Below are 11,547 nucleotides of genomic sequence, written 5' to 3' on the forward strand. Positions count from 1 at the left end.
GAGCGCATTTCATCCCTCGATAGACTCGAGAAATGCCCGAGCTCGATCTCAACTCATCAACCGTCGAACTCACGCGTACGATCTGCGACATCCCGAGCGTCTCGGACGACGAGACCGTCCTGGCCGACGCGATCCAGTCGGCGATCGGCCGTCTGCCCCACCTCGAGGTTCATCGGGACGGCGACACGATCGTCGCCCGCACACAGCGGGGACGCGCTCAGCGCGTGGTGATCGCCGGGCATATCGACACCGTTCCCCTCAACGGCAATCTGCCCACGCGCGACACCGTCGAGGAAGGCGAACCCTTCCTTTGGGGCCGTGGCACGGTCGACATGAAGGCCGGTGTCGCGGTGCAGCTGAAGCTGGCAGCGGAGCTCGTCGCGCCCCGCGTGGACATCACGTGGATGTGGTACGACCACGAGGAGGTCGACGCCGACCTCAATGGGCTGACGCGCCTGGCTCGCACCCGCCCCGACCTGTTCGCCGGCGACTTCGCGATCCTCGGCGAACCGTCCAACGGTCAGGTCGAAGGCGGCTGCAACGGCAATCTGCGTGTTCTCGTCCGCACCCACGGTGTACGCGCCCACAGCGCCCGCGCCTGGGTGGGGGAGAACGCGATCCACAAGGCGGCCCCGATTCTGCAGCGCCTCTCGGAGTACCGGCCTCGCGAGATCCCGGTCGACGGTCTCGTGTACCGCGAGGGTCTCAACGCCGTCCGGGTCCGCGGCGGGATAGCCGGCAACGTCATTCCCGACCTGTGCGAGGTCGAGGTGAACTATCGCTTCGCTCCCAGCCGCGACCTCGCGGAAGCGGAGACCCACGTTCGCGATGTCTTCGCCGGCTTCGAGGTCGAGATCGTCGATGCCGCCGCCGGCGCGCGTCCTGGCCTGGATGCTCCGCTCGCGCAGGAGTTCCTGGCCGCGGTCGGTGCAGAGCCGCGCCCGAAGTACGGCTGGACCGACGTCGCTCGTTTCAGCGCCCTCGGCGTGCCCGCCGTGAACTACGGCCCTGGCGACCCGCAGCTGGCGCACCACGATGATGAGCGGGTGCCGCTGGCGCAGATCGAGTCGGTCGAGCGGGGCCTGCGCGCATGGCTGACGGGCAGCTGACCTCTACTCCAGCGCCCGGGGCGGCACGCATCGCCCTGCGGATCGGAATCATCTACCTGGTTGCGCGCGCCGTCACGACGGCTCTGCTGCTGCTCGCCGCCGAGCTCTCGGGCGCCGGATCACGCATGGGCGACGGCGCGAGCCTCGTCGACGTGATCGTCGCCTGGGACGGGCAGTGGTACTGGTACCTGGCTGAGGTCGGCTACCCCTCGGACCTGCCTCGCACCGAGTCCGGGCAGATCGCCGAGAACGCATGGGCGTTCATGCCGCTGTTCGCCTACCTCGCCAAGCTGGTGGGTCTGCCCTTCGGACACTGGGCGATGGGGGCACTGATCGTCTCGCTCCTCGCCGGGTACGCGGCATCCGTCGTCCTGTATCACCTTCTGCGTCTGAAGCTGGACGACCAGGCGGCGACCTGGTCGGTGGTGTTCTTCGCGTTCGCTCCTCTGGCGGCGCTGTTCCAGGTCGGCTACGCGGAGTCCCTCAATCTGCTGTGGCTATTCCTCGCCCTGTGGTGCGTGATGCGTCGACGTTACGCCTGGCTCTACGCGCTCATCCCGCTCATGGCCTTCACGCGACCGGGAGTCCTCGCGTTCTCGCTCTTTCTCGGTCTGTTCGGGATCTGGCGGTGGTTCACCCGCGACCGGGAGCCGCTGCGCAGGCGCGAAGTGGTGCACATCGTCACCCTCGGGGTGCTGGCCGCGGTTGCCGGCTTCGCGTGGCAGCTCATCGCGGGCTGGGTCACGGGGGAGGCCGGCGCCTACCTGTCGACCGAGCTGGCGTGGCGGCGCAACTGGATCCCGGGGGATGCCGCCTTCTTCCCGTTCGAAGGGTTCGTGACGGCGTCCGCCTTCTGGTTCGCCTCGGTCTGGCAGCTTCCGGCTGCTCTCGGCTACGTTGCGCTCGGCGTGGGGGTCCTCGCCGTCGCCGCGGCGCTGCTGCTCGCGCCGCAGGTGCGTGCGCTGGGTGTCGAGATCCGCCTGTGGAGCGCGAGCTATCTCGTCTACCTGCTCCTGGTGTTCTTTCCGCAATCCAGCATCTTCCGTCTGCTGGTGCCCCTGTCGCCCTTGTGGGGCGCGTTCGCGGTTCCCCGCTCGCCGATCTGGCGGTTCGGCGTCCTCGGGGCTTGCATCGTCGGCCAATGGTGGTGGATCTACAACATGTACGCGCTCGGGAACACGATCTGGCAGGTTCCGTGATGTCGCCACGGATGCCGCTTTCCCCAGGCGCACGCCGATGAGAGCACCCTCACGATAAACTGGTTGACGCAGACCATCGATGAAAAGGAGCCGCAATGGCAGCCATGAAGCCGAGAACCGGAGACGGGCCGATGGAGGCCGTGAAGGAGGGTCGCCTCATCATCGTGCGCGTGCCGCTCGAGGGTGGGGGCCGTCTCGTCGTCTCCGTGAACGACGCTGAGGCCAAGGAGCTCTACGACGTGCTGGGTGGCGTCGTCAACGCGGCGTGAGTCGCACGCGGAACGGCCGGTCTTCGGACCGGCCGTTTCTCGTTTCAGTCGGTCGCGACCGTCGTCAGCTGCAGCAGGCCTTCACCCGTGATGGAGAGCGCGCCGAGGACCGCAGGGGATGCCTGGGTCTCCTGGATGAGCGAGCGGTAGGCGGTCGTGACGGCATCGCGTCGTACCGGGTCGGCGACCGCCCCGCCGGCCAGGACCCGCGGCACGAGGACCATCCCGCCCGGGCGGACGAGGCGCAGTCCGTGCTCCACGTATTCGATCACTCCCTCGGCATCGGCGTCGACCAGCACGATGTCGTACGACGCCTCGTTCATGCGAGGAAGCACGTCTGAGGCGCGGCCGGTGATGAAGCGAGCACGAGCTGGTGGGATCCGAGCTTCGGCGAAGGCCTGGCGTGCGGCGCCGAGGTGCTCGGGCTCCTTGTCGATCGTGGTGAGCGTCGCGCGCGGTGAACCGCGCAGCAGCCACAGGCCCGACACACCCGCGCCCGTGCCGATCTCGACGATGTTCAGCGCCTTCGACACGGCGGCGAGGACGGCGCACTGCGCGCCGACGGCGGGGCTGATCGGTGCCGCTCCGAGTTCGAGCGCGTGGGCGCGGGCCCGCGCGATGTGATCGGGTTCGACCGTCGCCTCATCGACGAACCGCTGGTTCGCGCTCTGCTCTCCCATCCGAATCCTCCGCCCGCCAGCCTACGCGGCGTCACCGTGCTGCCCGGACAGGCGCGGCGGGTAATCTGATGTCATGATCTTCGGCCTCACGATCGAGAAGCTGCTGCTGATCGGATTGATCGCTGCGCTCATCATCGGGCCGGAGCGCCTCCCGCGATACGCCGAGGCCCTGGCGTCGTTCACGCGTCGCGCGAAGGACTGGGTCTCCAGCGCGAAGACGCGCGTGCGAGACGAGATGGGCGAAGACTTCGACGACGTCGACTGGCGCACGCTCGACCCGCGTCAATACGATCCACGCCGCATCATCCGGGAGGCTCTCCTCGACGACGCGCCGGTCCCGACGGTGCGGGCGGCGCAGGCCGCGGGCGCGGTGACGGCGTCCGGCACGACGCCGGCCGCGCCGGTCCGCTCTCCGTTCCGCGGTCCCTCGGCAGAGCCGACGCCGTACGACACCGAAGCCACCTGAGCGGCACGGCGTATCGGACGACCGGCACGCGCCGCGGCCGGGATGTCAGTTCGGCCGGAACGGGAGCGCGCGGCCCGAGAGGCCTCGAGGCTGAGCCGCGAGTTGCGTCGCGACGCGGTCGATCGCCTGAGCGGCGGGATCGTCGGGGTGGGCCAGGACGGCCGGAATGCCCGCGTCCGCATCCTGGCGAAGAGTCGGACTGAGGGGCACCGAGGCCAGCACCGCGACTTCGCCATCCGCCGTGGTCAGCGCGCCGGCCACCGCATCGCCGCCCCCACTGCCGAACAGCTCGAGCGTGGTGCCGTCGGGCAGGGTCATCGCGGCCATGTTCTCGATGACGCCGATGACGCGCTGGCCGGTCTGACGCGCTACGAGGCCGCTGCGCACAGCGACGTCGGAGGCGGCCGTCTGAGGAGTCGTGACGACGAGCACGTCCGCGTTCGGAAGGAGCTGGCCGACCGAGATCGCGACGTCGCCGGTTCCCGGCGGCATGTCGAGAAGCAGCACGTCGAGGTCGCCGAAGTAGACGTCGGTGAGGAACTGCTGCACCGTGCGGTGAAGCATCGGCCCGCGCCAGGCGACGGCGCCGAGCGGCCCCTCGCCGCCGGTGCGGCGCAGGAACATGCCGATGGAGATGACCTTCACGCCGAACGCGACAGGCGGGAGCATGAGGTCGTCGATGCGGGTGGGCTGCGGCACGGATCCGTCTGCGTCGACCAGACCGAGCTGGCCTGGGATCGAGAACCCGTGCACGTCGGCGTCGATGAGCCCGACCGCCAGTCCCCGTGCCGCCAGCGCGGCCGCGAGGTTCGCGGTGACCGTGGACTTGCCCACGCCGCCCTTGCCGCTGGTGACGGCGATGACGCGGGTGAGCGTGCCGGGGCCGAACGGCATCTCGCGCGTCTTCCCGCCGCGCAGGCGCTCTGTCAGCGCCTTGCGCTCCTGCGGCGACATCACCCCGACGTCGAGCGCGACCTCGGTCACGCCGGGAACGGATGCCGCGGCGGCCCGCACATCGGAGGCGATGCGGTCCGCGGCCGGGCAGCCGACGATGGTCAGCACGATCCCGACGCGCGCGACGCCGTCCTGGAACGAGATGTCACGCACCATGTCGAGCTCGCCGATCGGGCGTCGCAGCTCGGGGTCGGAGACGGCGCCCACCGCGCGGCGGACGTCGTCCGCGTTGGCGGTCGTCATCGGCTCGAGCCGTCCTCGGGTCTCTCCTCGCTCTGGCGTTCGAGCTTGTCGAGGAGGGCTCGAAGCTCCGTGCGGAGCGCGTCACGCGTGAGTACCTCGGACGAGAAGTCGCTCACCGCCATCCGGAGGGCCACCACCTCGCGGGCGAGGTACTCGGTGTCGGCGAGATTGCGCTCGGCACGCTGGCGGTCCTGCTCGATCTGGACGCGGTCGCGGTCGTCCTGCCGGTTCTGCGCCAGAAGGATGAGGGGAGCCGCGTACGACGCCTGCAGCGAGAGGATGAGCGTCAGCAGTGTGTAGTTGAACTCGCGCGGATCGAACTGCCATTCGCGCGGAGCGAATGTGTTCCACGCGAGCCAGAGCACGACGAAGATCGTCATCCCGATGAGGAACCCCGACGTCCCCATGGCGCGCGCGAAGGACTCCGAGAAGCGGCCGAAACGATCGCTCGACGGCTGCGACGATCGCTGCAGCATCCCCGAACGGCCCCGGGGCGCGTCGAGCGACGGGCGGCGGGTCGTGCGGGCCATCAGCGCCGCCTCCTGGTGCCCTTGTCGCCCAGTGCCGGAAGAGCGGTGGCCGCCGTCGCCGGAGCAGCGCGGTGCTCGTCATCGCCGTCGTGCGACCGCCAGTCCTCGGGCAGGAGGTAGTCGAGCACGTCATCGACGCTCACGGCGCCGACGAGGCGGTAAGCAGGATCGACGACCGGCAGCGCGACGAGGTCGTAGGAGGCGAGCAGCCGCGCCACCTCCGCCGCCGATGCCGTCGCTTGAACGGGGTCGAGCGTGTCGTCGATCAGGGCGCCGAGGCGCTCGTGCGGGGGATAGCGCAGCATCCGCTGGAAGTGCACGGTCCCCAGGAGCCGCCCGGTCGGCGTCTCGTACGGCGGCAGCGTGACGAACACCGCAGCTGCCAGGGCGGGGTGCAGCTCGTGCCGTCGGATGAGCGCGAGTGCCTCGGCGATGGTGGCATCGGCGGAGAGGACGATGGGCTCGCTCGTCATGAGTCCGCCCGCCGTGTCGGGCCCGTACTTCAGCAGAGCGCGCACGTCTTCGGCCTCTTCGGGCTCCATGAGCTCGAGGAGCTCCTCCCGCTGCTCTTCGGGGAGCTGGCCGAGCACGTCAGCCGCGTCATCGGGCTCCATCGCATCGAGGATGTCGGCGGCGCGCTCGTCGTCGAGGGCTTCGAGGATGTGCACCTGATCCTCTTCCGGCATCTCTTCCAGCGCATCGGCGAGCCGGTCGTCGGGAAGCTCTTCGACGACTTCCAGAAGGCGCTCCTCGGGAAGATCGAGCAGCGTGTTCGCGAGATCGGCGGGCCGCAGCTCGGAGTAGGTCGCCACGAGCTGCTCAGCCGACTGGGCTTCGCCGGGCACCTGGCTCTCGCGCACGTCCTCCCACGCGGCGAATGTGGTCGGTCCCTTCGCGAAGGGCGACGCGCTCGTCTTGGGCTTGCGCAGGAAGAGCTGCCCGACATCCCATTCGCCGAGGCGGTTCCGCTCGATCGCGACGTCCTCGATGACCGCGGTGCCCGAACCGTCGGCGAAGAACACCTTGCGGCCCAGCAGCTCGGCCATCACCCGGACCTCGCCGCCGCGCTGCTGGAAGCGGCGCACGTTGATGAGTCCGGTCGTGATCACCTGGCCCGTCGCGATGGAGGTCACCCGCCCGATCGAGACGAACACGTGGCGGCGGCCGGGGATCTCGACCACCAGGCCGATGACGCGCGGGGGGTCGTCCTTCCGGTAGATGACGACGACGTCTCGGACCTTCCCGAGGCGGTCGCCTGCGGGGTCGAAGACGGAGCACCCGGACAGGCGCGCGACGAAAACCCTCTGCGTGCTCACACGTCCCAGCGTAGTCCGGGTGCCATGGGAGGATGGGGAGATGACCATGATGGGAGGCCGCTTCCCCAAGGGCTCGGAAGAGGTGGGAACGGCTGTCGCCAGCTTTCCCACGTACGAGGCCGCGCAGAAGTCGGTGTCGTCGCTCATCGCCGCGGACGTTCCCGCCCGCGACATCGCGATCGTCGGGCAGGGCCTGCGCTCGATCGAGCGGATCACCGGGCGGCTGGGCTACGCCGCTGCCGCGCGCTCCGGCGCCGTGAACGGTCTGCTGCTGGGCCTGCTCTTCTCCGCGATCCTCGTGATCGGGTCGCCGTCCGTCCCGATCCAGGCTTTCGTCGGCGTCCTGTTCGTGGGCATCGCGATCGGCATGCTGCTGAGCATCATCACCTACTCCTTCGTGCGCCGCCGGCGTGACTACGCCTCGGTGATGCAGGTCGTCGCGGACCACTACGAGGTGACCGTCTCGGCTGCGAGCCTGCAGCGCGCGCGTCAGGTGCTCGGCCCTCAGGGTGCGACTGCCGAGCCGACGGCCGGCACGCAGGCCCCGCGGCCGGATCCCGACGCGCAGCGACCGGATCCCGTGGAGGAACCGCCGAAGTACGGCGAGCGCGTCGCGACTCAGGAGGAGCCGCGGCCGTCCGGCGAAGCGGCTCCTGACGCCGGCCACGACCGCGATCGCGCCTGAGCGCGTCCGGTGAGCGACACCGAGCTGACGCGGATCGGCGTGGCACTGCCCGCCGGCCCCGTGGAGGTCTCTGCCGCGGTGACGCGGCCGCCCGAACCATGGGCGCTCGCCGCGGTCGCTCACGGCGCGGGGGCGGGGTATCGGCATCCGTTCCTCGAGGGCCTCGCCCGCGGACTCGCGCGCGAGGGCGTGGCAACGCTGCGGTTCAACTTCCCCTATATCGAGGCGGGGCGTCGGATGCCCGGGCCCGCCGCCCACGCCGTGATCACGTGGGCCGCGGTCATGGCTCGCGCCGCCGATCTCGCCGATGGTCCGATCTTCTCCGCCGGCAAGTCCTACGGCGGACGCATGGCATCGATGGCTGCGGCCGAAGGGGCGATCGCGCCCGCGGGACTGGTGTACCTCGGCTATCCGCTGCATCCCCCGGGCGCCCCTGAGAAGGCTCGTGCCGCCCACCTGCCCGCCGTCTCGCCTCCGCAGCTGTTCGTCGAGGGGACCACGGACCCCTTCATCGACCCGCACTCGCAGCTCGAAGAGGCGGTGGCCTCGTGCCAGGACGCCGAGATCGCGTGGATCGACGGCGCAGGGCATTCCTTCGAGGTGAAAGGGCGCAAGCGCCCGGCCGACGAGGTCGGCGCTGCCCTGGCCCCATTGGTCGCCGGCTGGATGTGGCGGCGCGCGTGAATCCTTCCGCCGCGTCGGCTCAGCGCCCCGCGGCGTAGCCCTGCATGCCGCGAGGATTCGCGGCGGCCCACAGCACGCTGCGGTCGGCATCGCGCCCGACGGCCGACACACGCCCCAGTGTCCATGCGCCCGCACGCGTGACGACGTGGCCGCGGCGCACGAGGCCCTCGATGACGGTCTCGCCGAGCCGGTCCTCGACGACGGCACCCGCCGGCGTCCACGTGCGCGGCCAGAAGGACTTGGGCATCGATGTGGTGTGCAGCGCCGGGGCATCGATCGCCTGCTGGGGCGAGTAGCCCCCGACGATGATCCGAAGGAGGGCGAGCAGCTGCCACTGATCCTGCTGGTCGCCGCCCGGTGACCCGATCGCGAACTCCGGCACGCCCTCGCGCAGCACCAGCGTGGGCGTGAGCGTCGTGCGGGGGCGTCGTCCCGGGACGAGGGATGACGGATGCCCGGGCTCGAGCCACGTCATCTGCAGGCGCGTTCCGAGACAGAAGCCGAGCGCGGGGATCGTCGGCGAGGACTGCAGCCAGCCGCCGGAGGGCGTGGCCGAGACGACGTTGCCCCACCGATCGATGACGTCCAGGTGGCACGTGTCGCCGCGCGTCTCGCCGCTGTCCGAGACGGTCGGCTCGCCGGTGCCCGCCACGGGCACCTCATACGACGTCCGCAGCGGAGGATGGAAGGCAGCGCGACCCGGGAGCTCGCCTGGCCGATACTCGTCCGACGCCGTGGGGCCGATGAGCGCGCGCCGCGCGGCGAGATAGACCTCCGACAGCAGCGCCTCGACGTCGACGTCGGCGTCGCCGAACCAGGCGTCACGGTCGGCGAGGGCGAGCTTCTGCGCTTCGAGGATCGTGTGAGCTCCGGCTTCCTGCGACGGGTCGAGGAGGTCGTCGTCGAGCGGCTCCAGCAGGGCGAGGGTCTGGAGCAGGGCAGGCCCCTGCGTCCATGCCCCGGCCTTCGCGATCGTTCGACCGCGGAACTCTCGCGTGAGGGCGGGCTCGTAACCCGCATCGAACGCCGCGAAGTCCTCGGGAGTGATGACTCCGGCGTGGAGTGCGCCGTCGGAGTGACGGTGAGGAGTGGCGAGGAACGCGGATGCCTCGTGCGCGACGATGCCGTTCCTCCATTCCCTGCGCGCCGCATCGATCCGCGCCGCGCGACCGACGGGCCCGTCGTCGCGCACCGTGCACGAGGCGTGGACCAGGCCGTCCAGGACGGCGGCGTACGCGGGGTTGCGGACCACGTCACCCGCTAGCGGTGCCTCGCCGTCGACGAGCCAGAGGTCGGCCGAGCTCGTCCAGTCGTCACGGAACAGCTGCGCGACCTTCGCGATGGTGGCCGCCGCACCCGCTACGAGCGGGTGCCCGTCCCGCGCGTAGCCGATGGCGTAGTCCAGCACGTCGGCGAGCTCCCACGTGCCGTGGTCGCGCAGCAGGAGCAGCCACGCGTCGACTGCTCCCGGAACCGCGGCGGCGAGCCCCCCTGCGCCGGAGACGAGGTCGAGTCCCTCACCTCGGAAGTGCTCGATCGTGGCGCCGGCGGGCGCAGGTCCCTGGCCCATCAGGACGGTCGGCGCAGCGGCCCCGCTCTCGTGGAAGAGGGCGACGAGATCGCCGCCGGGTCCGTTCAGATGAGGCTCGACGACGTGCAGGACGAACGCCGCCGCGACAGAGGCATCGAAGGCGTTGCCGCCGCGCTCGAGCACCGACTGTGCGCTCGCGGTCGCCAGCCAGTGGGTCGACGCGGTCATGCCGAACGTGCCCGACAGCGTCGGCCGCGTCGTGAACGAGGGTGGAGGTGTGTAGTTCGACAAGCTCAACAACCGATGGGGAGGGTCAACGTACCGAGGGTGGGGGAAGGGTCAGCGCGCGAGACGGGCGATCCAGGCCTCGACCTCATCGGCCGTGCGCGGGATGTCGGCCGACAGGTTCACCGGCCCGCGTTCGGTCATGAGGATGTCGTCCTCGATGCGCACGCCGATGCCGCGATACTCCTCGGGCACCGTGATGTCGTCGATCTGGAAGTACAGGCCGGGCTCGATGGTGAACACCATGCCGGGCTCGAGGAGTCCGTCGTAGTACATCTCGCGCCGCGCTTGAGCGCAGTCGTGGACGTCGATGCCGAGATGGTGGCTGGTGCCGTGCACCATGTACCGGCGATGCTGACCGCCGCGGTCGGCATCCAGCGCTTCCTCGGCGCTCACCGGGAGCAGTCCCCACTCGGCCACCCGCCGCGCGATGACCTGCATCGCCGCCTCGTGGACCGAGCGGAACTTCACCCCGGGCCGGGCAGCGGCGAACGCGGCGTCGGCGGCCTCGCGCACCGTCTCGTAGATCCGGCGCTGAACGTCGGTGAATCGGCCGCTCACGGGGAGGGTCCGGGTGATGTCGGCCGTGTAGAGGCTGTCGACCTCGACACCCGCGTCGATCAGGATGAGATCTCCTGGCGCCACCGTGCCGTCGTTGCGCGTCCAGTGCAGGTAGCAGGCATGCGGACCCGATGCGGCGATCGTGTCGTACCCGACGGCGTTGCCGTCGGCACGCGCGCGCTGATGGAACACGCCCTCCACGACCCGCTCGCCGCGGGGGTGCTGCACGACCCGGTCGAGGTTCGCCACGATGTCGTCGAACCCGCGCGCGGTGACCTCGACGGCGAGCTTCATCTGCTCGATCTCGTACTCGTCCTTCACGAGGCGCAGCTCCGAGACGAAGCGCGTGAGCTCGTCGTCCTCGTCGAGGACGACGTCGCCGTCGAGGCTCTCGAAGTCGTCGACGTGCGCGGTCGCGACCGCGAGATCGCCGGCCACGCCGGCCAGGGCCGGCCGAGGCCCGATCCAGAACTCACCGATCGAGGCATCCGAGTAGAACTCGCTCGTCGTGCGGTCCGCACGCTCGCGGAAGTACAGCGTGACCTCGTGACCCGTCTCAGCCGGTTCGAAGACGAGCACGGCGCCCGGTTCGGCATCGGACGCCCAGCCGGTCAGGTGCGAGAACGCAGAGTGCGCGCGGAACGGGTAGTCCGTGTCGTTGCTGCGCTGCTTCAGCTCGCCCGCGGGAATCACCAGGCGGCGTCCTGGGAAGGCCGCGGAGACCTCGGCGCGGCGGGCCGCCGCGAACGCCGCCTGAGGACGGGCGGGCGGGGAGAGCTCGGGGCGATCCGCCCAGCCGGTCGAGATCGTGTCGAGGAACCCTTGGCCGAACGGCTGTCGCCGGTTGGTGCTGGTCGATGCCGGCGGGGCGTCGGTAGCCTCCGCGGGAGCCTCGACGGCCGCCTGCGCGGGAGCGTCCGGCTGGGATTCGGCGATCGTGTCGCCCGGTGTGGCCGTTTCGGCCGTGATGCCCGCTGTGCGGTCGGCTGCGCTGCTCATGCCTCCAGTCTGGCACGCCGTCGCAGGTGCGCCAGG

At 70.5% G+C, this 11,547-nt stretch carries 12 protein-coding genes; 6 read left to right on the forward strand and 6 right to left on the reverse strand.

The genetic code is table 11. The features are described 5' to 3' along the window. Positions 1 to 32 precede the first annotated feature (32 nt). From dapE to WYM_RS21380, 3 genes are all read left to right on the forward strand, one after another. Complete coding sequence (gene dapE, locus WYM_RS05255; protein ID WP_019179786.1) at positions 33 to 1,109, forward strand: succinyl-diaminopimelate desuccinylase; 1,077 nt, start codon at positions 33 to 35, stop codon at positions 1,107 to 1,109. After that, positions 1,091 to 2,308 (forward strand): hypothetical protein, encoded by a 1,218-nt coding sequence (locus WYM_RS05260; RefSeq protein ID WP_019179787.1) that lies wholly within the window; start codon positions 1,091 to 1,093, stop codon positions 2,306 to 2,308. The genes dapE and WYM_RS05260 overlap by 19 nt, the downstream gene beginning before the upstream one ends. 95 nt (positions 2,309 to 2,403) lie before the next feature. Continuing rightward, complete coding sequence (locus WYM_RS21380; protein WP_019179788.1) at positions 2,404 to 2,577, forward strand: DUF3117 domain-containing protein; 174 nt, start codon at positions 2,404 to 2,406, stop codon at positions 2,575 to 2,577. A 44-nt stretch (positions 2,578 to 2,621) separates the two neighbouring features. On the opposite strand, the gene WYM_RS05270 is transcribed toward WYM_RS21380, so the two are convergent. Beyond that, entirely contained in the window at positions 2,622 to 3,257 is a 636-nt protein-coding gene (locus WYM_RS05270) for an O-methyltransferase (RefSeq protein ID WP_019179789.1), read from the reverse strand. 73 nt (positions 3,258 to 3,330) lie between these two features. Here WYM_RS05270 and WYM_RS05275 point away from each other — a divergent pair, with 73 nt between their 5' ends. Continuing rightward, entirely contained in the window at positions 3,331 to 3,723 is a 393-nt protein-coding gene (locus tag WYM_RS05275) for a hypothetical protein (protein ID WP_019179790.1), read from the forward strand. Positions 3,724 to 3,768: 45 nt separating this feature from the next. Here the strand turns inward: WYM_RS05275 and WYM_RS05280 are convergent, their stop codons facing one another. Genes WYM_RS05280 through WYM_RS05290 form a run of 3 tightly spaced genes read right to left on the reverse strand, consistent with a single transcriptional unit; the run spans position 3,769 to position 6,766 of the window. Then, positions 3,769 to 4,920: a P-loop NTPase gene (locus tag WYM_RS05280; protein WP_019179791.1), complete on the reverse strand. Its 1,152-nt coding sequence runs from the start codon at positions 4,918 to 4,920 to the stop codon at positions 3,769 to 3,771. Continuing rightward, the gene (locus tag WYM_RS05285; protein WP_019179792.1) at positions 4,917 to 5,450 is read right to left on the reverse strand and encodes a DUF1003 domain-containing protein; all 534 of its coding nucleotides are present in this window, start codon (positions 5,448 to 5,450) and stop codon (positions 4,917 to 4,919) included. Before WYM_RS05285 ends, WYM_RS05280 begins: the two co-directional genes overlap by 4 nt. Beyond that, positions 5,450 to 6,766 carry a magnesium transporter MgtE N-terminal domain-containing protein gene (locus WYM_RS05290; RefSeq protein ID WP_019179793.1) on the reverse strand — a complete coding sequence of 439 codons (1,317 nt, stop codon included), beginning with the start codon at positions 6,764 to 6,766 and terminating at the stop codon, positions 5,450 to 5,452. Before WYM_RS05290 ends, WYM_RS05285 begins: the two co-directional genes overlap by 1 nt. Before the next feature lie 40 nt (positions 6,767 to 6,806). Between WYM_RS05290 and WYM_RS05295 the strand changes: the two genes are divergently transcribed. Continuing rightward, on the forward strand, positions 6,807 to 7,451 hold the full coding sequence (locus tag WYM_RS05295) for a general stress protein (protein WP_019179794.1): 645 nt from the start codon (positions 6,807 to 6,809) through the stop codon (positions 7,449 to 7,451). Between the two features lie 9 nt (positions 7,452 to 7,460). Continuing rightward, positions 7,461 to 8,135, forward strand: a complete 675-nt coding sequence (locus WYM_RS05300) for an alpha/beta family hydrolase (RefSeq protein ID WP_019179795.1) — start codon at positions 7,461 to 7,463, stop codon at positions 8,133 to 8,135. A 19-nt stretch (positions 8,136 to 8,154) separates the two neighbouring features. On the opposite strand, the gene WYM_RS05305 is transcribed toward WYM_RS05300, so the two are convergent. Both WYM_RS05305 and WYM_RS05310 read right to left on the reverse strand, forming a co-directional pair. Beyond that, positions 8,155 to 9,894, reverse strand: coding sequence for a gamma-glutamyltransferase family protein (locus tag WYM_RS05305; protein WP_051008071.1), 1,740 nt, complete (start codon positions 9,892 to 9,894; stop codon positions 8,155 to 8,157). A 111-nt stretch (positions 9,895 to 10,005) separates the two neighbouring features. Further along, positions 10,006 to 11,511: an aminopeptidase P family protein gene (locus WYM_RS05310; RefSeq protein ID WP_019179797.1), complete on the reverse strand. Its 1,506-nt coding sequence runs from the start codon at positions 11,509 to 11,511 to the stop codon at positions 10,006 to 10,008. Positions 11,512 to 11,547: the final 36 nt, after the last annotated feature.

Origin of the sequence: Microbacterium yannicii PS01 (assembly GCF_000304335.1) — a bacterium.
GTDB lineage: Bacteria > Actinomycetota > Actinomycetes > Actinomycetales > Microbacteriaceae > Microbacterium > Microbacterium yannicii_A.

Excerpts from the sequence above, each read along its gene's own strand:
- dapE (WP_019179786.1), top strand. The coding sequence starts at position 33 with ATGCCCGAGCTCGATCTCAACTCATCAACCGTCGAACTCACGCGTACG.
- WYM_RS05260 (WP_019179787.1), top strand. The coding sequence starts at position 1,091 with ATGGCTGACGGGCAGCTGACCTCTACTCCAGCGCCCGGGGCGGCACGC.
- WYM_RS21380 (WP_019179788.1), top strand. The coding sequence starts at position 2,404 with ATGGCAGCCATGAAGCCGAGAACCGGAGACGGGCCGATGGAGGCCGTG.
- WYM_RS05270 (WP_019179789.1), bottom strand. The coding sequence starts at position 3,257 with ATGGGAGAGCAGAGCGCGAACCAGCGGTTCGTCGATGAGGCGACGGTC.
- WYM_RS05275 (WP_019179790.1), top strand. The coding sequence starts at position 3,331 with ATGATCTTCGGCCTCACGATCGAGAAGCTGCTGCTGATCGGATTGATC.
- WYM_RS05280 (WP_019179791.1), bottom strand. The coding sequence starts at position 4,920 with ATGACGACCGCCAACGCGGACGACGTCCGCCGCGCGGTGGGCGCCGTC.
- WYM_RS05285 (WP_019179792.1), bottom strand. The coding sequence starts at position 5,450 with ATGGCCCGCACGACCCGCCGCCCGTCGCTCGACGCGCCCCGGGGCCGT.
- WYM_RS05295 (WP_019179794.1), top strand. The coding sequence starts at position 6,807 with ATGACCATGATGGGAGGCCGCTTCCCCAAGGGCTCGGAAGAGGTGGGA.
- WYM_RS05305 (WP_051008071.1), bottom strand. The coding sequence starts at position 9,894 with ATGACCGCGTCGACCCACTGGCTGGCGACCGCGAGCGCACAGTCGGTG.
- WYM_RS05310 (WP_019179797.1), bottom strand. The coding sequence starts at position 11,511 with ATGAGCAGCGCAGCCGACCGCACAGCGGGCATCACGGCCGAAACGGCC.